The 21,023-nt window shown below is 50.1% G+C and carries 17 protein-coding genes and 1 pseudogene; 3 read left to right on the forward strand and 15 right to left on the reverse strand.

Translation table 11 applies throughout. The features are described from left to right. Nucleotides 1-93: 93 nt before the first annotated feature. The 8 genes from OGW44_RS19415 to proB all read right to left on the reverse strand — a co-directional run bounded on the left by OGW44_RS19415 (nt 94) and on the right by proB (nt 10,230). Entirely contained in the window at nt 94-789 is a 696-nt protein-coding gene (locus OGW44_RS19415) for a fimbrial biogenesis chaperone (protein WP_047417050.1), read from the reverse strand. Further along, a complete protein-coding gene (locus tag OGW44_RS19420; RefSeq protein WP_046276285.1) occupies nt 786-2,402 on the reverse strand; it encodes a fimbrial adhesin EcpD family protein in 1,617 nt (538 codons plus the stop codon). The genes OGW44_RS19415 and OGW44_RS19420 overlap by 4 nt, the downstream gene beginning before the upstream one ends. Nucleotides 2,403-2,406: 4 nt before the next feature. Next, nucleotides 2,407-4,899, reverse strand: coding sequence for a CS1-pili formation C-terminal domain-containing protein (locus OGW44_RS19425; RefSeq protein ID WP_094169205.1), 2,493 nt, complete (start codon nt 4,897-4,899; stop codon nt 2,407-2,409). A 47-nt stretch (nt 4,900-4,946) separates the two neighbouring features. Next, on the reverse strand, nt 4,947-5,624 hold the full coding sequence (locus tag OGW44_RS19430; RefSeq protein ID WP_046276284.1) for an EcpB family pilus assembly chaperone: 678 nt from the start codon (nt 5,622-5,624) through the stop codon (nt 4,947-4,949). Between the two features lie 53 nt (nt 5,625-5,677). After that, a complete protein-coding gene (ecpA, locus tag OGW44_RS19435; protein WP_046276283.1) occupies nt 5,678-6,265 on the reverse strand; it encodes a common pilus major fimbrillin subunit EcpA in 588 nt (195 codons plus the stop codon). 595 nt (nt 6,266-6,860) lie between these two features. After that, the gene (locus OGW44_RS19440; RefSeq protein ID WP_103765892.1) at nt 6,861-7,580 is read right to left on the reverse strand and encodes a Crp/Fnr family transcriptional regulator; all 720 of its coding nucleotides are present in this window, start codon (nt 7,578-7,580) and stop codon (nt 6,861-6,863) included. Between the two features lie 281 nt (nt 7,581-7,861). After that, the gene (proA, locus tag OGW44_RS19445) at nt 7,862-9,115 is read right to left on the reverse strand and encodes a glutamate-5-semialdehyde dehydrogenase (RefSeq protein WP_016151868.1); all 1,254 of its coding nucleotides are present in this window, start codon (nt 9,113-9,115) and stop codon (nt 7,862-7,864) included. Nucleotides 9,116-9,126: 11 nt separating this feature from the next. Continuing rightward, nucleotides 9,127-10,230, reverse strand: a complete 1,104-nt coding sequence (gene proB / locus OGW44_RS19450) for a glutamate 5-kinase (RefSeq protein WP_003031373.1) — start codon at nt 10,228-10,230, stop codon at nt 9,127-9,129. Nucleotides 10,231-10,519: 289 nt separating this feature from the next. Here proB and phoE point away from each other — a divergent pair, with 289 nt between their 5' ends. Next, on the forward strand, nt 10,520-11,575 hold the full coding sequence (gene phoE / locus OGW44_RS19455; RefSeq protein ID WP_016151867.1) for a phosphoporin PhoE: 1,056 nt from the start codon (nt 10,520-10,522) through the stop codon (nt 11,573-11,575). A gap of 57 nt (nt 11,576-11,632) precedes the next feature. Here the strand turns inward: phoE and crl are convergent, their stop codons facing one another. The 3 genes from crl to gpt form a co-directional block, all read right to left on the reverse strand. Next, the gene (crl, locus tag OGW44_RS19460) at nt 11,633-12,034 is read right to left on the reverse strand and encodes a sigma factor-binding protein Crl (RefSeq protein ID WP_016151866.1); all 402 of its coding nucleotides are present in this window, start codon (nt 12,032-12,034) and stop codon (nt 11,633-11,635) included. A 57-nt stretch (nt 12,035-12,091) separates the two neighbouring features. Beyond that, nucleotides 12,092-13,336 carry an esterase FrsA gene (gene frsA, locus OGW44_RS19465; RefSeq protein WP_016155767.1) on the reverse strand — a complete coding sequence of 415 codons (1,245 nt, stop codon included), beginning with the start codon at nt 13,334-13,336 and terminating at the stop codon, nt 12,092-12,094. A 98-nt stretch (nt 13,337-13,434) separates the two neighbouring features. Further along, nucleotides 13,435-13,893 carry a xanthine phosphoribosyltransferase gene (gpt, locus tag OGW44_RS19470; protein WP_003031380.1) on the reverse strand — a complete coding sequence of 153 codons (459 nt, stop codon included), beginning with the start codon at nt 13,891-13,893 and terminating at the stop codon, nt 13,435-13,437. Nucleotides 13,894-14,154: 261 nt separating this feature from the next. On the opposite strand from gpt, the gene pepD reads away from it, so the two are divergent. Next, nucleotides 14,155-15,612, forward strand: coding sequence for a cytosol nonspecific dipeptidase (pepD, locus tag OGW44_RS19475; RefSeq protein ID WP_016155766.1), 1,458 nt, complete (start codon nt 14,155-14,157; stop codon nt 15,610-15,612). A 53-nt stretch (nt 15,613-15,665) separates the two neighbouring features. Here the strand turns inward: pepD and dinB are convergent, their stop codons facing one another. The 3 genes from dinB to lafU form a co-directional block, all read right to left on the reverse strand. Then, nucleotides 15,666-16,721 (reverse strand): DNA polymerase IV, encoded by a 1,056-nt coding sequence (gene dinB, locus OGW44_RS19480; RefSeq protein WP_016155765.1) that lies wholly within the window; start codon nt 16,719-16,721, stop codon nt 15,666-15,668. A gap of 66 nt (nt 16,722-16,787) precedes the next feature. Continuing rightward, entirely contained in the window at nt 16,788-17,429 is a 642-nt protein-coding gene (locus OGW44_RS19485; RefSeq protein ID WP_016151861.1) for a hypothetical protein, read from the reverse strand. A gap of 55 nt (nt 17,430-17,484) precedes the next feature. Next, nucleotides 17,485-18,390, reverse strand: coding sequence for a putative lateral flagellar export/assembly protein LafU (gene lafU / locus OGW44_RS19490; RefSeq protein WP_200045164.1), 906 nt, complete (start codon nt 18,388-18,390; stop codon nt 17,485-17,487). Between lafU and OGW44_RS19495 the strand changes: the two are divergent. Next, nucleotides 18,302-20,020: pseudogene (locus OGW44_RS19495) on the forward strand (flagellar biosynthesis protein FlhA); the annotation flags it as partial. The gene lafU and the pseudogene OGW44_RS19495 sit on opposite strands and share 89 nt — an antisense overlap. Before the next feature lie 38 nt (nt 20,021-20,058). On the opposite strand, the gene OGW44_RS19500 reads toward OGW44_RS19495, so the two are convergent. Continuing rightward, complete coding sequence (locus tag OGW44_RS19500; protein ID WP_169330346.1) at nt 20,059-20,820, reverse strand: C40 family peptidase; 762 nt, start codon at nt 20,818-20,820, stop codon at nt 20,059-20,061. Nucleotides 20,821-21,023 lie beyond the last annotated feature (203 nt).

The raw sequence follows: 21,023 nt of genomic DNA on the forward strand, positions 1-21,023 counted from the left end.
ATCTGTGCCGAGCTGATCACTGCATTGTATAAAGATAGTTACAGTATAGGTTCGATATCTAACCATGACATATCGGATCAGACTTAATGCTTACTATTGATTGAGTTTGAAGCACCCCTGACCTACTGGTATGTATTTCTGCAATGCAACGATAAATTTCCGGTTTTTTGATTTCAATTCGCTACTACGCCAGGTTTCACCCGGCAACACATAACGCATGGTGGCTTCATCATCGGTTGAGTTGCACCCCAGGTGTACGATGATTTTAAAAAAAGTATTCCCGGTGTTTTTCAGTGTTCCGTTTGCCTCATCAATGGTGTAGGCCAGATTCATTTTTCTCGGGCGAACAACCAATATGGTGTCCATAGCGATCACCGGGAGAGCCTGCCCTCCTTTCCCTTGATTACGCTCGGTAAACAGCGTTATCGGCATTTCACGAAACAGAATTCGGTAATAGCGTTCTTTATCATCCTGCGGTCCACGGTAGAAAATCTTAAAAAACTCACTCGCCTGCGGAGCCAGTGAAAAATTCAGCGGCGTAAACAGAAGTTCGCCTTCAGCAATGGCACTTCTGTTTTCACCTCCCGGTCCAGGCTTATCAATTTTTACTGCGCCAATACTGTACAAATTCTGTTTCTGGCTATCGTTATAGATCCGTTTGCTGATAAATGATTTATCCGATGGCATCTCATAAATGGTCGACTCCAGGTAGACAGCCTGTGCGGAGAATATAGTCAACCCGGAAAGTAAGATAAATACCCATCTAAACACCAAACGGCAGCGGTTCATGGCGTCACTCCCACCCAATTCGCCGTGACTTTTATCTCTCCACTGGCACTGACGACACCTTCCCAATCTGTTCCGGAAACAGTTAACATCGACCGTGAATCATTCATTGGGAAAAGCAATTTTAAATCCGTAGTATAGTAGCTTCCATCATCATTGTTATTTGCGTCCCAGGGCGTCTGTTGCCACTGCGCATCGCTCATATTGATTGCTGCTTCACTACAGCTATTTCGTTTCTTCACCACGCCCCCCGACTGACTGTTGTACTGCAGAAAGGCGGGGATTGGGACTGACAGCCCGCCTTGAGGGGAGGTAAACAGACAGTAAGGCACACTGTTTATCGTCGTACTTTCTCCAATAACTTGCGCGGTAATGCTATCAGCCTGACGAGGACCGGAGACTGTCACGGTGTAATCTATTTCTATAGGAGCGGCGTCGCCAATCGTGCCACTGCCGCTCGCAGAAGCGGTGTTGTCTGAAGAGACGATACTGATCCCATACTCCTTCGGCACAATATTGATCTGTAGCGAAGGCGTAAACTGGTAGTGCCCTGACTCAGGTGTTAAGCCATTATAAAAACCGAAGGTAAACGGTTGAGTGTTAGTAATGCTGATTCCTGAATCGACGAGTTTTTTCAGGAATACTTTTGACAGAAAAATATATATGTACTCTCCAGAGGTCGTGAAAACGTTGTAATAAGCAGTTGAAGTACCATAGTTATACCAGTTTGAACCATTCCCGGAGTATTTCACGGTGGCCGGTCCAGGCGTAAAACCAAGCATCGCCGTATCGACATAAGCGCGAAACGTCAGAGAGGCGGTCAGATTGGCGGTTTGTTGCAGGTTATAATTTACCATTTTGCAAATCACGCCGTCTTCGCCGTTAACCACGCCAAGCTCGCAATAACCAGTGTCTTTGGTGATGCTCGGCGTACCGTCACTGGCAACCCAAAGCTCCTGAAATGCATTAGTCGATACAAGTGACAGATGACCGCGTTTGGTTAACGTATAATTGACGTAATTCCATAATCCTTTCGATTGATCTTTGCAACGTTGCCCGGAAGAATAATCATAATCCACGGAAGTATAACAACGGTTGAACACATAGGTTTCGCTGCTACCGGTAGGCACATTGCGAAAGTACTCATAGGCAGTATCCGTCAGGGAAGCGAATCCGTAGGCGCCACCAATAACACCTGCGACAGAGCCTACCTGCGCATGATAAAAGCCGTTTTTATCAGTGCCTTGCCCGGCAATAAATCCAGTTGATGGACACTGGCTGCCGCTATAACAACGGATCCCCCGAAAAGGCCCGTTAATCGGGGAATTATCAATCCACATGTCCTGATAATAATTTCCTGGCGCAGTCCAGATGACAAAACCTAAATACCCGAGACTTACCTGAGAGGTACCGTATTTTATCCACGTGTTTGAACCGCTGAAACGAGGGTCGAGTGCGGAGGGGGTGATAAAGTATTCACTATCAATGGCATTTTCAATAAACAAATAGTTATTACTGACTGAGCCGGAAGATACTGCATTTAAAGCCAAAGCAGGCGCAGGCGTGAAACTCCCCACGGCACAGATTACAGTAGCTACTTTAATTAATACTTTCATTTTATTACCTCTGCGCCATCGTGGTTTGCGTGGAACATTTCACATCACCAACCCACGCTGCGCCACGTGCTTTTTCCAAATCGAGATCGGCTTCGCATAGGCTGCCATTGGCTGAAATTAACGTGATGACCGGATATTTCTTATCGATATCGATAGCAAACTCCCCTTTTTCATCCGTACGCGTTTTACCGATGTGATTATGAATATCGGTGTTTGCAGCCAACTGCCCATCGGGATAACGAATACGCCCGAATACGGTGACCATACTTTTCACTTCAGGGTTGATAACACCCACGTTACCCGGATATAGCGTCAGTTCCTGTTTGCGCCCTGAAACAATATCAAAGCTGTCTTCAGAGTTTTTATCATTGAGGATCTCCAGCTTGTACTGAGCATAAGGCGGCAGTGCAATGAAATTTGATTTACCGCTGAGAAGATAATTTCGGTTATTAATCTTCGCAGCCAGTTTCCCTTCGCCGGTTAAATCGGTTTTCACAATAATGCCTGACCTTTGCCTCTCTTTACTCAGACCGAAATCTTTTCCTGCCCACGCCAGGGAACCTTGAGAAGAGAAGTTCATATTGGTTGAGTTGTCCGCAGAACGCGTTACCGATACGGTGCCGGCGTTATATTTCGTGTCATAACTCAGATTGCCGTTTACCGAATAATTATTGTCGTAATACTGCTCGCCACTCAGGCGTGTCGAAGCCGACAATCCGACAGATTTAATGGGGCCTTCAGCATACTGCTTGCGCGCGCTGAGATTACCCTGAGTGCTGCCATAGCGATCCCGGGAGACGCCCATGCTCATCCAGGACGCCAACGGCAACGATAAATCCAGGCTGACATAACGTTCCTGTCGCCCATCGTCATTCCGGTTGTTGTAGTAATAACGCTGAATACCTGCGCGCAACCCAACCGTGGCATACTTGCCTGAATAAAGGTTTGTGCTGTAGTCCAGGTTACGGTATTTATTTCCCGAGTAGCGATTCTCCGTCTGACTCACGGTAAGCGAGCCGCCATGAGGAATAAACTTCCCGAGGTTAAGAGTGCCACCAATGGAATAATTGTCACGCTCCTGCATGGGCAGACGGTCGCCAATTTTACTGTCTTCACGAGATGCCCAAAGGGAACCATATCCCTCGGGGATATTGAGATTGATATTACTGATGTTTCGCCATGACGAATCGTTCGCTACCAGCGTCTGATTGCCAATGCTTACGTATTCATTCACATTGAGTGTGACATCCGTTTCATTAACCGTATTGTTGCCAAAACCGTAGAGCGTAGATTTCAGGCCCAGCCCCGACAATATCGCCAACGTCACCGATGCGGCACCGCCGGCAATCCAGGTCTGCTCATTGCCTAAATCCTGATAGTGGTTTCGCTTATAGCTCACACGGTCATAATCCAGTGAGCCACCAAACAGTTGCCATGAGAGCTGATCAATTCCAGCTGCCTGCTGGCGGGCAAAGATTTTATTAACCCGACTGATACGACTATTAATTGTCCGGCCATTGACCACGATATCTACCGTGACATCATAAACACCATACGGAAAACGACTGGTATCAATTTCATAACTGCCCATATTAAAGTTCTGTACGCTGAGCAAACGCCCGTCACGAAATACATGAACCTCGCCAGCGGCTGGCAAAAATACGGTAATTGGCGTGAGCGAAAGCGAGGTATTCTCAACAACCGTACTTCCTTTGTTTCCGTAGCTTACGCCGTAAATTTTCCCACCATTCAGCGCATTCAGGCTGGCAATAGACTGGACATTCCAGGTGTCGAGCATCCCGAGCGCCAGTCGATATCCGTCATAATCACGCTCATACATCGCGCGATAGAGTTTACTGGTGCTGTTGCTGTCGCCTATGCCGTAAAACGAACCGTTAATGTTGACATGGTGTTCACGCAGCGATGTTGTATTGTCCATCGTCAGATAGCTGCGGGTACTGCTGCCGTTATGATAATCGTTGTAGTAGGTGCCAAAGTTATAGTTCAGGACGTTAGAGAGAGTCTCCACGCTGGAAGGTCCAAGCAGGCTGCTGCGTGCGACAATCGCTTCAGTTAACGCATCTTTGCTGACAATCATCTCCAGGTGAAATGAAGAGACGTTGAGTTGCAGACGTGCATCATTCGATAGCTCGATGTTGGTGTTATCGTGAAACTTCACATCACGAATTTTTTCCACCAACGCGCGGGTTTTTCCAGATAACACGGCATTATTGGGCAATTCAGCAAGAGCCAGGGCTTTAACCGTAATATTGCCATCAACAAGGGAAATCACCGCATCGGCAACTTTTTGCTGACTTTTCTCATCAGTCTCGTTGTAACGAATATATACCGGCACCGTCATTCCCTGCTCCAGTGAACGAGCGAAAGCGCTGGGGATAACGTAATTACCCACTTTTACTGGGGCTGCATGTGAAAATCCTGGTGTCAGCGCAAGAAAAAGACAAATGCTACCGCCGACAATATTTGTTGTTGTCATCTGTATCCTTACATTCCGGTAATTTTATTTATCCCTGCTATTGACCATCACTTCACTGTAATAAACTGCTTACCGTGCCAGATACCGATGCGTGAACGGCTATTACTAATGTCGGTAAACTGTAATTTTATTTTTGTACCCGGCATAATGTAATAACGTTCGCGACAGCCTCGTCCCCGATCGCGAGCCTTATCTTTACAAGCCCCATAGGCGATCACACGAAACGATACATTGCCGGTATTAGTAATAACATCGCCATTTCGGCTATATTCAAAACGCTCCTTGCGCGGCGCGACTACCAGGATAGTGCCAATTTCAGCCGACGCTGTTGCAACAGCCATTTTATTCGCCCGGGTTTCCGCGCTCTCGGTGACCGGCTCATCTATCCATTGCAGACGATAATAACGCTCGACATCATCTGCAGGTCCTTTATAAAAGAAACGAAATACATCCTTCGCCTGGCCAGGAAGAATAAGATTGGCAGGTGTAGAGAGTAATTCTCCGGAATTAACGGGCTTTATTTCGATTCCCCCCGCCAAAGGTGATGACAATTGTTTTACCGAAACACTGACATAACGCGCCGCATCTGTCGTATTGATAATTTCTTTCGATAATGAACTCTCAGCAGAAGTCATGATCGATGTGATTTCACCAACATTAATTGCCCATCCGGGAAAAGATGCTACTAACCCTACCAACATCGCTGCCGGTAAATATTTTTTCATGACACCATTCCTGATAAATTCGGGAGAACAAATTCTCCCGAATTTTTTATTACTTAGGCAGACGGAGTCGTCCAGGTTGCATTGAACTGTACTTTTACATCGCCAGTCCAATAGCCGTCTGGCAGTGCAGAGTAATCTGCTACTGTCTGACTACCATCAGAAGTCGCTGACGCGATGGTGAATTTGAAGTTGGATTGATCGCTGACACGATCGGCACCGTTATAAGCGCCATCAGCCATCAAGCTTTCAAGACCAGAAGTGGAGCTGGAGTTAACAAGGACAGTATCTGATGAATTAGTCAGCGCAGTGCCATTCCATGCCACCCCTACGTTCAGGGTAGAAGCATCACCACTGGCGTTGATCAGAGTGTTACTAATAATCTGAGCAGTCAGCTCAAAATCAGTTGCCGTCTCCTGACCCTGAATCGTCACATCAAAAGCACCGTCCTGAGAGTTGAAGGCATTCAGCCCTTCAGCATACTGGAAAGTTAAAGAGTTCAGCGGGGTGACAACCAACATGCTGGTGGTATCTTTCGTTGCCGTCGCGTCCCACGAGGCTGTTGCAGAAGCAGTAACATCTGCCATTGCATTTGCTGCAACAAATACAGAAGCCAGAGATGTTACTAATAATATTTTTTTCATTTTATCTTCTCCTAAGAACAAACTCACCACCGAGTCTTATTATTAAGTCACTCCAGCGGTTCCATTAATTGCGAGCCAGAATTGCCGCGCCAAAAAATTATCATTTGAATTAAGTAACATCTCAACAAACCCTGAAACGCAAAAATTACAAAAAACTAAGAATTTTCCCGTAAAAAACATTGCCTAAGAAGTTTCCTAAGACACAATCACTTAAAACACATCCATTTTCAGAATCATTACCCACCCAGATAAGCAAAATCAAACAATTCATCTTTTTTATGTTTTTGATAAATATCAAAAAGATCATACAAATAACACCAGAGCAAAACCCTTACAAAACATAAAGATAATTAACATCTCCATATTCTCTCTATAATGCTTATTATTTGTTGCAATTATGCTAATTTTTTAACTTCACAAGAAAATTCTCATGAAATATTTAGTTATGGGGGAATATTCTTATAAAAATAGCGCTGACCTGTAGGATTATTATTCGAATTGATAATTATTTCACATAAATAAAACCAGGAATTTTCCATATAAAACGAATATTCCTGGAATATCAAGAGATAAATAACACACGGCAAAGATAGCGTTAGCTGAAACCTTTTAACCCCAAGTAACTATTAATTGTTACCGTACGAACCCGATGTAAGCTAATCAACTTTTGTTGTTCGAGGGATTTTAATGAGCGGCTAACGGTTTCAATTTTAAGATCGAGATAACTGGCAATTTCCTCCCGCGAGAATGGCAAGCGAAGCGTCGTTTCTGGCCTGCCAATACGTAAATGCATTTCGTAAAACTCCACGAGGAAAGCAGCGATTCTGGCCTCAGCATGTTTATTGGCATAACGCCGTAGTTTTTCAACAATGAATCCATTGTCCCTGCAGAGAAACTTGATGACTGCCGCTGCAACCGACGGCTCCTTTTCTGCTGCCTTGAACAACCGCGCAATATCGATATGACATACCTCCGCAGCCGTTGCAGCCTTGATCGTTGTCAGATACTTACCCCCCTCAACGGCATCCAGCGCCATGATATCTCCCGGAACATAAAAGCGACTGATAAAATCGTTATCACCACATTCCACGCTGGACGTGCAGTACCCCTCGTGAATAACAAAAAGCATGTCCGCGGCTCCATCCTGCCGGGCGAGTATCTCCCCCGCTTTAAACTTCCTTCTTTTGTCTATTAATCGGTATTGATTATCACGATCAATCGCCGCTCCCTTTGGACACAGTGAACAATGGCGGGGGGGAAACGGGTTGCCGAGTGGCACAACAGGAATGCTATGTTTGTGAATATCCGATTTCACGCAACTACTCCTCATAAAAATGAGACTGATTCTAATAGATTGGACCATAGGAACAATACGTGAGCCGCAGACCCAGAAAATTCATGCTGGTAGGGAAAATTCTGTGATACGTCGCCTTTTCGACGCCGGGGAGCACATGGCTAAAAACCAGACTGATGCGGATGATGATAAAACACAGGATAGAAAACAAATGCGGTAGCGGGGTAAAGAGTAGAATTAACCGGGCAATGCCTTAACAGACCTGAAAAGCATAGACCTATTATGGCATCGCCCGTTTTCAATTACGCACGAATCGTGTCGTCACCGAAGCCAACCCACTTATAGGTGGTCAGTGCTTCCAGACCCATTGGGCCACGCGCGTGCAGTTTTTGCGTACTCACAGCCACTTCCGCCCCCAGTCCGAATTGGCCGCCATCGGTAAAACGAGTAGAGGCGTTAACGTACACGGCAGAAGAGTCCACTTCATTCACGAAACGATCGGCGTTACGCAGGGTGCGCGTCAGGATAGCATCGGAATGCTGGGTCCCATGCTCGCGAATGTGGGTGATAGCATCGTCCAGATCGGTAACGATTTTCACGTTCAGATCCAACGACAGAAACTCGTCGTCATATTCTTCGGCTTTCACCGCAACCACGTTAGCGGGCCCTGCCTGCAATGTGGCCAGCGCGGTGTCGTCGGCATGCAGCGTGACGCCGCTTTGTGCCATCTGCTGGCTCAGCGCAGGCAGAAAACGCGCAGCGATATCCTGATGCACCAGCAGGGTTTCTACGGTGTTACAGGTGCTCGGTCGCTGAGTTTTGGCGTTGACGATAATCTTCAGCGCCGGGTCGATCTCCGCGCTATCATCAACATAAATATGACAGACCCCAATGCCGCCGGTGATGACCGGGATAGTCGACTGCTCACGGCACAGCTTATGCAGACCCGCGCCACCGCGAGGGATCAGCATATCAATGTACTTATCCATGCGCAGCATTTCAGCGACCAGCGCGCGGTCCGGGTTATCTATCGACTGCACGGCTGCGGCGGGTAAACCACAGGCTTCCAGCGCCTTTTGGATAACCGCCACGGTTGCCGCATTCGTCCGGTACGTCTCTTTCCCACCGCGCAGGATCGCCGCATTACCGGTTTTCAGGCACAGGGAAGCCACGTCAACGGTGACATTTGGACGCGCTTCATAAATCACGCCAATCACGCCCAGCGGAACGCGACGACGTTCGAGACGCAGGCCGCTATCCAGCAGACCGCCATCAATCACCTGCCCGACCGGGTCGGCGAGATTACATACCTGACGCACATCGTCGGCAATCGCTTTCAGACGCGCCGGAGTCAGCGCCAGGCGGTCGAGCATTGCTTCGCTCAGGCCGTTGGCTCGCGCTTGCTCAACATCTTGTACGTTCGCGCTGAGGATGCTTTCCGTTTGCGCTTCCAGCTCATCAGCTATCGTTTCCAGTACGCGGTTTTTTTCGCGACTGGAGAGCAGCGCCAGCTTGTATGACGCAGCTTTGGCAGCAATGCCCATTTGTTCCAGCATATGCCTGTTCCTTAACGGGTAATCATGTCGTCGCGATGGACAGCAACCGGACCGTATTCGTAGCCCAGGATGGTGTCGATCTGTTGTGAGTGATGTCCGGCAATACGGCGCAGCGCATCGCTGTTATAGCGGGTAACGCCGTGGGCAATATCGCGCCCTTCGAGATTGCAGATGCGGATCACTTCACCACGAGAGAAGTTGCCTGTCACGCTTTTAATGCCTTTTGGCAGTAATGAACTGCCACGCTCCAGAATCGCTGCGGTCGCACCCTCATCAACGGTAATTTCCCCGGCAGGCGGTGCGCCGAAGATCCAGCGTTTACGGTTCTCCAGCGGAGAGGCCTGTGCATGGAAACGCGTCCCAACGGAAACCCCTTCCATCACGTCGCCAATTACGCCCGGCTTGCTGCCTGCAGCAATAATGGTGTCAATCCCGGCGCGGCATGCAACATCAGCGGCCTGCAGTTTAGTCCCCATACCGCCGGTTCCCAGACCCGAGACGCTATCACCGGCAATGGCGCGCAGCGCATCATCAATACCGTGAACGTCTTTGATCAGCTCAGCCTGCGGGTTGGTGCGCGGATCGGCGGTAAACAGCCCTTGCTGATCGGTCAGCAGCAGCAGCTTATCGGCCCCGGCCAGAATCGCCGCCAGCGCTGAAAGGTTGTCGTTATCACCGACTTTAATTTCGGCGGTCGCTACGGCGTCGTTCTCATTAATGACAGGAACGATGTTGTTATCCAGCAGCGCGCGTAGCGTATCGCGGGCGTTAAGGAAGCGCTCTCTGTCTTCCATATCCGCACGCGTTAGCAGCATCTGTCCGATGTGAATACCGTAAATCGAGAACAACTGTTCCCACAGTTGAATCAATCGGCTCTGCCCTACCGCCGCCAACAGCTGTTTCGAGGCTATCGTTGCCGGGAGCTCAGGGTAACCCAGATGCTCACGTCCGGCGGCAATCGCGCCCGAGGTAACGATAACAATACGATGCCCTGCGGCATGGAGCTGCGCACACTGGCGAACCAGTTCTACGATATGGGCGCGGTTCAGGCGGCGCGATCCGCCCGTTAACACACTGGTGCCAAGTTTTACCACCAGCGTCTGGCTGTCACTCATGATTCTCTGCCATTCAAAATTGGGGAAAATGATATCAAACGAACGTTTTAGCAGGACTGGCCCCGGTTGCCAACAACCAGCTCACAAAGCATGAAATTTTATTGCGCAGGATCAGCAAGCGTAGCGGCAGATTTTGACGCATTTATTACAGAAACAAAAAAACATCCTTTTTTAAAAATATTCTTACTTTGTCATAAAACGTTCATTACCAGACGTTAAAAACCCTCCTGTCTTTTAACGGGGATCACACCCAGTGAATATTAGCGCGTACTTTTAATCAGGAATGAAAATGAAAAAGAGCACTCTGGCATTAGTGGTGATGGGTATTACTGCGTCGGCATCCGTACAGGCAGCGGAAGTGTATAACAAGAACGGTAATAAACTGGACCTGTACGGCAAAGTAAAAGCCATGCATTACATGACGGATTATGACAGCAAAGACGGCGACCAGAGCTATATCCGTTTAGGTTTTAAAGGCGAAACGCAAATTAACGATGAACTGACGGGATATGGCCGCTGGGAAGCAGAGTTCGCCGGCAATAAAGCCGAAAGCGACTCTAACCAGCAAAAAACCCGTCTGGCCTTTGCCGGTCTGAAATTAAAAAACCTTGGCTCGTTTGATTACGGTCGTAACCTCGGCGCGCTGTACGACGTGGAAGCGTGGACCGATATGTTCCCGGAATTCGGCGGCGACTCCTCCGCGCAGACCGATAACTTTATGACCAAACGCGCCAGCGGCCTGGCGACCTACCGTAACACCGACTTCTTCGGCGTCGTGGATGGTCTGGATCTCACCCTGCAATACCAGGGGAAAAATCAGGACCGTGATGTGAAAAAACAAAACGGCGACGGTTTTGGTACTTCCGTTACCTATGACTTTGGCGGCAGCGATTTCGCGGTGAGCGGTGCGTATACCAACTCCGATCGTACCAACCAGCAGAATCTGCAAACGCGCGGGACTGGCGATAAAGCAGAAGCCTGGGCAACCGGTTTAAAATATGATGCTAACGATATTTATATTGCGACGTTTTATTCTGAAACGCGCAATATGACGCCAATTTCCGGCGGCTTCGCCAATAAAACACAGAACTTCGAAGCGGTAGTTCAGTACCAGTTTGACTTTGGTCTGCGTCCGTCACTGGGTTATGTGCTGTCAAAAGGGAAAGATATTGAAGGCGTAGGCAATGAGGATCTGGTGAATTATATCGACGTTGGCGCAACATACTATTTCAACAAAAATATGTCCGCGTTTGTCGATTATAAAATCAACCAGCTCGATAGCGACAATAAACTGGGCATCAACAATGATGATATCGTTGCTGTCGGTATGGTTTATCAGTTCTGATGTAGCATAAAAAAATGCCGGATGGGGTTGCGCCGCCATCCGGCATTTTACTGTTCATTATGCCGTTAATTTAACCGGTTCATCGTTAAAATCGTCAGCAGGCTCCAGAGCCAGATTCAGCGACGTTAACAACCCACGTAATTTTTCATGAAATTCACGTAAGGTGTATTCCAGTCGCTCTACCACTTCAGTCTCTTTCACCGGCACCGCAGTCCAGTTCCCGTCTTTATCGAACAAGCCAAACTGGTAGCTGTACGTGAAGCGTTTTTCCTGCGCCTCCAGTTCCATCCACCAGCCCCAAAACTCGCGTTTCTCTGGGGCGGGTTTCACATTGACGCAAACAGCCAGACAATCGAAAAAAAACCGATTATCTTCGCACTGCCCTTCCCGGATGTACGGGCCAAGCGCGGTGAATTTCTTGATCAATCTACTTTTCGGATGCCCACTCGGTAACGTCATTACGATCTCCTTAGGTGAAGCACCTGTTTTACCAAATCGATAAAATTTAGCAAACTTTTAACACAATCTCTGATTGATCCAACCGGTTATTTCCTGCAGCCCTTTGTCAAAATTGCGATACACCGGGTTGAATGGAATCTCCAGCAGCTTACCGTCAGAAGATGAAGATGTGATTAAACGCGACTCCTCTTCCGGGCTAAACGGATCGTTTTTCCAGAACCCCGACAGCATTGGCGTCGGGCAGCGTCGGCCCAGCAGGCCCTGCACTTTTAATGAATAGCGATTAAGCTCAACGCGCAACGCTTCATCGGATGCGTCGTGCATTCCCAAACGACTGGCCAGAACGTCAAGGTACATTTCCGGGACGCTTGCCTGACGCTGCGGGTCGCTAAGCAGCGCATGAACCACCGGACCCAAACAGGCCACCGCCTTCAGACGTGATGATTCCAGATACGCCAGGCGTACCGCCACGTTGGCGCCAAAGCGGAAGCCGAAGGCCGCCACACGAGTGTGATCCACCCACGGAACATTCGGCAGCGCTTTTAATACGTGCTGGTGCAGCAGGCTGGAGTCCTGGGTCAGTTTCCATTTTGACGAGAACCCGACCGACGGCATATCCAGCGTCAGCATGGCAATACCGCGCGGGGCAAAGTAGCGCTCATACAGAGTGTAATAATCCGTTTGCATGGAATCGAGGCCTCCGCACATCAGCACCGTAGGGAACGGACCGTCGCCTTTTGGCATATGCAGGAAGCCGGTAATCGGCGCGCCGCCGGTAACGGCAAATTCCATCTCACGCAGCGTGCCCGGCAGACGCTGTGCGGCCTCTTCATAGGCGCGATTGGCCAGAGCCTGCGCCTGCTCTGCCAGCTCATCGCCTTTTAAGTGCGGATAAGCGGCGATGTTGTAGAGCGTGGAAGCATGCAGCCAGTGACGTCCGCTCACCTGAGGATCCTCTTCCATAGAGGCTTTCTGTTGCCAGTCCATCGCCTGCTTCGCCCACTCGTAAATCCAGTTTCCGCCGCGATAGCCGATAACCGTGTCGTAAAGCTCTTTATCGGTGCGTTCGGCTTCGCTCATGACGATACGTGCCTGCACTTCGAGGATTTCGCGCGGATCGACGCCACGCCAGATCCACATCAGGCGGTTCACCATGCGGTACCAGTGCGGGATGGTTTTGCCATCCAGGGTCGATTGTACGGACGGCTGCGCGCCGTGATTAAAACGACGAACCAGCGTTGACGTTTCAGGGTGTTTGAAGCGGGGTTTAAACAGGACTTCGCTGAGGTTAGCCTGTGACATGATTGCAGCCTCCATGAGTACTCACTAAGGCATAGTGTAACCTGACACAGCACAAAAAGAACAACGCCCGACAGTGCGGGCGTTGAAAACTTTTTAGATTAGCGACCCGAGATCGGCGGAACGAACACTACGCCCATATCCCACGGCTGCTCAATCCAGGTATCCTGAGGGATATCAACAACATAATCATTCACCAGCGGGCGACCTGCCGGCTTAGCGAAAATAGTGACGAAATGCGCTTTAGGGTACATTTCGCGGATCGCTACGGCGGTACCACCGGTGTCAACCAGGTCATCAATTACGATGAAACCTTCACCGTCGCCTTCGGCACGCTTCAGCACTTTCAGTTCGCGCTGGTTGTCGTGATCGTAGCTGGAGATGCATACGGTATCGACATGACGAATACCCAATTCACGCGCCAGCAATGCGCCCGGCACCAGACCACCACGGCTAACGGCAATAATGCCTTTCCATTGTTCAGAAGGCATCAGGCGGCTTGCCAGTTTACGTGCATGGATCTGCAACATGTCCCAGGTGACGACGTATTTTTCGCTCATGTGAAGTGTCCCAGCCTGTTTATCTACGGCTTAAAAAGTGTTCGAGGGGGAAATAGGTTGCGCGAGATTATAGAGATCTGACGCACTAAAAACCAGTGTTTCGCGGAATCCGCGCCTCTTTTTGCATGCTTTATGCTAGCCGTCAGCGGAGAAAGTGGTATTCTCAATCGCATCGCGCAAGCCTGACTTGTGATGTTTTTAATTCTGCTAACCCTGTGGCCTGCAAGCAAGTTTTGTAGGACATCGCCAAGGAGACTCAACGTGTCTGAACTGTCTCAGTTATCCCCGCAACCGCTGTGGGATATTTTTGCCAAAATCTGTTCTATTCCTCATCCGTCCTACCATGAAGAGCAGCTCGCTGAACACATTCTGAGCTGGGCCCAAGAGAAAGGTTTCCACGTCGAGCGCGATCAGGTCGGTAATATCCTGATTCGCAAACCCGCTACCGCAGGAATGGAAAACCGCAAGCCGGTCGTTCTGCAAGCGCACCTGGATATGGTCCCGCAGAAAAATAACGACACCGTGCACGACTTCACTAAAGATCCTATCCAGCCTTATATTGACGGCGAATGGGTAAAAGCCCGTGGCACCACGCTGGGTGCGGATAACGGCATCGGTATGGCGTCCGCACTGGCCGTTCTGGCTGATGACAACGTGGTACACGGTCCGCTCGAAGTGCTGCTGACCATGACCGAAGAAGCAGGTATGGATGGCGCGTTTGGTCTGCAGGCTAACTGGCTGCAGGCAGATATCCTGATCAACACCGACTCTGAAGAAGAAGGTGAGATCTATATGGGTTGCGCAGGCGGTATCGACTTTACCTCTAACCTGCCGCTGTCCCGTGAAGCAATCCCGGCTGGCTTCCAAAGCTTTAAGCTGACGTTGAAAGGCCTGAAAGGCGGTCACTCCGGTGGCGAAATCCACGTTGGTCTCGGTAACGCTAACAAGCTGCTGGTACGCTTCCTGGCGGGTCACGCTGAAGAGCTGGATCTGCGTCTGGTTGATTTCAACGGCGGTACGCTGCGCAACGCGATTCCGCGTGAAGCCTTTGCCACCCTCGCCGTGGCGGCAGATAAAATTGATGCGTTAAAAGCGCTGGTCAACACCTACCAGGAAATCCTGAAAAACGAACTGGAAGCCAAAGAGAAGAACCTGGCTCTGCTGCTGGATGCCGTTACTCACGACAAAGCCGCGCTGACCACTCAGTCTCGCGACAGCTTCGTACGTCTGCTGAACGCCACCCCGAACGGTGTTATCCGCAACTCCGACGTAGCCAAAGGCGTGGTAGAAACCTCCCTGAACGTCGGCGTTGTAACCATGACTGACGACAACGTTGAAATTCACTGCCTGATCCGTTCCCTGATCGACAGCGGTAAAGACTACGTGGTAAGCATGCTGGATTCACTGGGTAAACTGGCTGGCGCGAAAACCCAGGCCAAAGGCGGATACCCTGGCTGGCAGCCAGATGCTAACTCTCCGGTTATGCACCTGGTTCGCGAAACCTACCAGCGTCTGTTCAACAAAACGCCAAACATCCAGATCATTCACGCCGGTCTGGAATGTGGCCTGTTCAAGAAACCGTATCCGGAAATGGACATGGTTTCCATCGGGCCAACCATCACCGGTCCGCACTCCCCGGATGAGCAGGTTCATATCGAAAGCGTTGGTCACTACTGGACGCTGCTGACTGAACTGCTGAAGTCGATTCCGGCGAAGTAAGATTCTGCGCTAAATGCCGGATAGCGCTGCGCTTATCCGGCAATCCATCTGAGTCACAGCCCCAACAGCAGCTGTCTTTCCAGTTGGGGATCCAGCAGCGTGACGTGTAATCCCACCAGCCTCACGCCTCGCCCTCCCCGACGTTCTTCCCAGGTTTTACGCGCCGTCGCAATTAAGTCATCTTTATTTAAGCGCGGCCAGACGTGCTCCTGCGTGGTCTGCTGAAAATCATTAAACTTGAGTTTTATCCCCTGGCGAGCGATAAGGAGATCCGGCTTTACCTTGGCCAGACGCCGTTCCAGTTCGGGATAAAGCCGCTCAATAATCGCCTCGCATTCTGACCACTCATGAATATCTTCCGCCAGCGTGCGCTCCACGCCGACGGATTTGCGCAGTCTGTCGTTGTTAACGTCCCGCTCGTCAATGCCCTGGCTTCGCTCCCACAGCACGCGACCAAACTTACCAAAACGTTTGAGCAGCATTGCCAGGTCGTATTTTTGAACATCCTCGCAGGTACGCAATCCCATTGATTCCAGCTTCGCGGCGGAGACTTTGCCGACGCCGGGAATTTTGCCGAGCGGTAACGTTTTGAGAAATTCAGGAACATCGGCAGGGGTAATCACATATTGCCCGTTGGGCTTGTTGAGATCGGAGGCTATTTTTGCCAGAAATTTAACCGGCGCAATCCCGGCGGAGGCGGTTAGCTGCAGCTCGTTAAAAATCGTCTGGCGGATCTCCTGGGCGATCAGCGTGGCAGAACCGTGGCAGTGGGTGCTGTCGGTTACATCCAGATAGGCTTCATCCAGCGACAGGGGTTCAATCAGCGAGGTATAGCGGGAGAAAATAGCCTGAATCTGGCGGGAGGCTTCTTTGTAGGCCTCGTAGCGACCGGGTAATAAGGTAAGATGCGGGCATAGCTTTAACGCCATTCCCGTTGGCATCGCGCTACGCACGCCAAATTTGCGCGCCGGGTAATTGGCTGTACTGATAACCCCCCGGCGCTCCCGGCTGCCGCCGATGGCAATGGGAATGTCACGCAGAGCGGGGTTATCGCGCATTTCCACCGCTGCGAAAAAGCAGTCCATATCAACATGTATGATTTTGCGCATTACTCGCCTCCCACAACACTGTTTAAGTATACAGTATTTTTATAGTGTGAGAAGTATGATTATTCCTTACGCCGGACCATTCATGACGAAGCGGGCATCGCACAGGTAACGCACAATATCCTTTTTCGTATGTTCTGCGGGATTCCCCGCCGTACTGACAAACAGTTTATTCACTTTGCGAACATTTGCCCGCAGCAGTTTTTCGATTGTCATCAGGCGGAAGGCATCATTTTCAACGCAGAAAAGTTCGTAGTCGCCTAGACGTTCACCACAAATTTCACAGTGATTCATCCAGTAACGTAGCCCGGTGGTTTTACTTTTATCGAGGTAGTAATTGCTGGCTTTGATGTTCTTTTTTATCTCTTCAGGCAGAGAATTAATGTGGAACAAAAAGCTGTTACGCCTGACCGACTGCCAGCCCTGACCATCCTGATTTTTCTTAATAAAGCGGGTAAACATCACGCCATGGATGCGGGTAATTTGGTGGCAGCTCCAGCAGTGCATCTTCGAGGTAATCACCAGATAGTACGGCGCGACAATATTAAAATTGTCGGTGTCGTAGACATAGTCACGAAGCGCCCCGTTTAGCTCGTGGGGTTCGGTGTACCAGATACCTGAGACCTTGTCGAAATGCGCCCCCTGACAGGCTACATCGGTGACGTTATCAGTATGAATCTCCAATGGAATAATATGGGTTACATCTATCACATTGCCTTCCTGAGGAATAAATTGCCCCCACGTTGCGTGGGGGACGAGAACAGAATTAATGAGTGACGGGAGCAGATTGTTGACGTAAAGAAGTCACCTGCTTTTGCTTGTCCAGCTTATCCACCAGCGGTTGCACAACCTTCTCTCCCTGCTGGCCAAAATATTGATACAACGTATCGGAAGCGCTTTGCGTCAGCACCATGATCTCAATGCGACGGTTCCCGGCACTTTCCGGGTTTTTCGCATCCAGCAGCATTTGGTCCGCCATCGCGCTGACCTGCATGACTTTATTCTGCGGCATTCCGGCATCCTCCAGCACGCGTCGCGCCGACAAAGCGCGGTCGCCGGAGAGGTTCCAGTTGTTGTAAATGTTACTCTTATAGCTCATCGCGTCTGTATGCCCGGTGATGATTATCTTGTTATCCAGCGAGTCAAACACGGGAGTCAGTTCGACCAGCAGCGATTTAAAGAACGGCATAATCCTGGCGCTACCGCGCTCAAACATATTGCGATTCTGGTCATCTTTAATCAGTACGCGCAGCCCCTGAGGAACAATCTCCATCTCGAGGTTAGTTTCCATATGCGCATTGCGGGCGATAACGTTAATGTCGGTCGCCAGTTCGCCCAATTCGCGGGCTGATTTTTGTTTCAGCAGCACCGCTTTTTCATTCACATCCAGCGCCTTTTTCGCGTTCTCTTCCGTAATTTTCGCCGTCTCCTGCGGGTTGACGGTTTTATCGAGTTTGTTGCGCGTGATGTTTTTCTTCTGCGCTATCGGCTGCTTGCCCAGCTTATTTAACGGTGCCATACCGCCACCGTTAAAGATTGACTGACCATGCAGCGCCGCCACGATATTTTCGCGGTCAGCTTTACTGACGCTGTTCACAATCAACTTTATCGTGGTTACCAAGGGTGCCGAGCGTATCTCCGAGGTTTCGGCCCGCTTTACGCTGGACGCCATGCCCGGGAAGCAGATGGCGATCGACGCCGATCTGAACGCAGGCCTGATTAATCAGGCCCAGGCGCAGGCACGACGTAAAGATGTGGCGGGCGAAGCGGATTTCTATGGCGCAATGGACGGTGCGTCGAAGTTCGTGCGCGGTGATGCCATCGCCGGGATGATGATCCTGGCCATCAACCTGATAGGCGGCGTCTGTATCGGTATTTTTAAATACGATTTAAGCGCCGAAGCCGCCTTCCAGCAATACGTACTGATGACCATCGGCGACGGTCTGGTCGCCCAGATCCCGTCTCTGCTGCTGTCGACGGCGGCGGCGATTATCGTTACTCGCGTGAGCGACAGCGGTGATATCGCCACAGACGTGCGTAGCCAGTTGCTGGCCAGCCCCTCCGTACTCTATACCGCCACCAGCATTATGTTTGTACTGGCGGTGGTACCGGGAATGCCGCACTTCCCGTTCCTGGTGTTCAGCGCCCTGATGGGGTTCACCGCCTGGCGTATGAGCAAGCGCCCGAAGGTGGCTGAAACTGAAGAGAAAAATCTTGAGACGCTGACCAAAACCATCGTTGAAACCACCGAGCAACAGGTCAGTTGGGAAACTATCCCTTTGATCGAGCCAATCAGCCTGAGCCTGGGGTACAAGCTGGTGTCGCTGGTAGACAAATCCAAAGGGAATCCGCTCACTCAACGTATTCGCGGTGTACGGCAGGTTATCTCAGACACTAACGGCGTGCTGCTCCCGGAAATTCGCATCCGCGAAAACTTCCGTCTAAAACCGACCCAGTACGCCATTTTTATCAATGGGATCAAGGCTGATGAGGCCGATATTCCTTCAGATAAACTGATGGCGCTGCCCTCCAGTGAAACGTATGGCGAGATCGATGGTGTTTTAGGCCACGATCCGGCCTATGGTATGCCGGTGACGTGGATTGTCCCGGCGCAAAAAGCCAAAGCGCTAAATATGGGGTATCAGGTCATTGATAGTGCCAGCGTCATTGCGACGCATGTGAATAAGGTCATTCGCAACTTTATTCCCGACCTGTTTAACTACGATGATATTACCCAACTGCATAACCGCCTCTCTTCGATGGCCCCCCGTCTGGCGGAAGATCTGAGCGCGGCGCTGAATTACAGCCAGCTCTTGAAGGTTTATCGGGCGCTACTGGTCGAAGGCGTGCCGCTGCGCGATATCGTTACCATTGCCACCGTACTGGTCGCCAGTAGCGCCGTCACTAAAGATCATATTCTGTTAACGGCAGATGTGCGTCTGGCGCTCCGTCGCAGCATTACCCATCCGTTTGTGCGCAAAGATGAGCTGGCGGTCTACACGCTGAATAATGAGCTGGAGAATCTGCTGGCTAATGTAGTGAATCAGGCTCAGCAAAGCGGCAAAGTGGTGCTCGATAGCGTACCGGTCGATCCTAATATGCTGAATCAGTTCCAGACCAATATGCCGCAGATTAAAGAACAGATGAAAGCCGCGGGTAAAGAGCCGGTACTGCTGGTCGCACCGCAGCTACGTCCTCTGCTTGCGCGCTATGCGCGCCTGTTTGCACCAGGCTTACAGGTGTTGTCATATAACGAAGTTCCGGATGAGCTGGAATTAAAGATTATGGGGGCGTTGAGTTAACCCCTGACGAGGCGGTGCCATTCGCACCGCCTTTTTGATTACAGAATGGTATTTTCCGTCAGAATACGACGAGCGCCGAGATAATGATCCTGCCAGAAGTCTTCGGATAAATTGCTCACACGAATCGTTTCTCCTGTACGCGGCGATTCAATAAATTGTCCCTGCCCCAAATAGACGCCCATATGATCGGCAATATCCCGACTGTGAATATGAAAGAACAATAAATCACCACGACGAAGGTCGCGATTAGCGACGATGGTCGCCCGCCGATAGTGATACATTTCATTCGCCGTACGTGGCAATTTTGCTGCCAGAATTTTGTTGTAGGCATAAAAGATCAGCCCGCTACAGTCAAAGCCTTGTTCCGGGCTGGTCCCGCCCCACAAATAGGGTTTACCTAACTGCTGCTCAAGACGGTGGATTGCCACTTCGGTTATGTTGTGCAGATGATCGCTACTGAGAAAATGGTCATTCTCAGCCAGCTCCTGCCAGCGTTGATCGCTCGCTTTTAGTGGCCCCGGGAACCACTCCGGGTGCTGTTTAATCAGCGTCCTGTTTTGCTGGCGCAGCGCGCTTTTACTTTGCGCATTACCTTCCACCACATAACTTGCCTGCTTTTTTACCTGCGCGTGGTACTGCTTCAGCAGCCGGGCGCGGTTACGCATGCGTAATTGCGCCGCATAGCTTAAATGGGCGTCAGATAAGAGGGGCTGAACTTTGGCGACAGACGGCGAGGACAACACAACACACAAAGACAGCAGACCCGGCAAAAAGCGTCGGGGCGCAGAGGCAAAAGACATGAAAACAACACTACCTAATCAAACACGTTCGCCGCAGTCTACCGCTATTGCCGGGCATTCCATTTTAATATTCGATTATTAAATTATTAATTTTTTAAATTCAATATATTAGGAATTCTGCACTCAGAAGACTTAATGACGTGCGCTAACCCGCAAAATACGTCAGTGTCTGACTGCCTTTAAGCACAATTTTCCGTATAAAG

Source organism: Citrobacter sp. Cb023, assembly GCF_030336805.1.
GTDB lineage: Bacteria > Pseudomonadota > Gammaproteobacteria > Enterobacterales > Enterobacteriaceae > Citrobacter > Citrobacter braakii.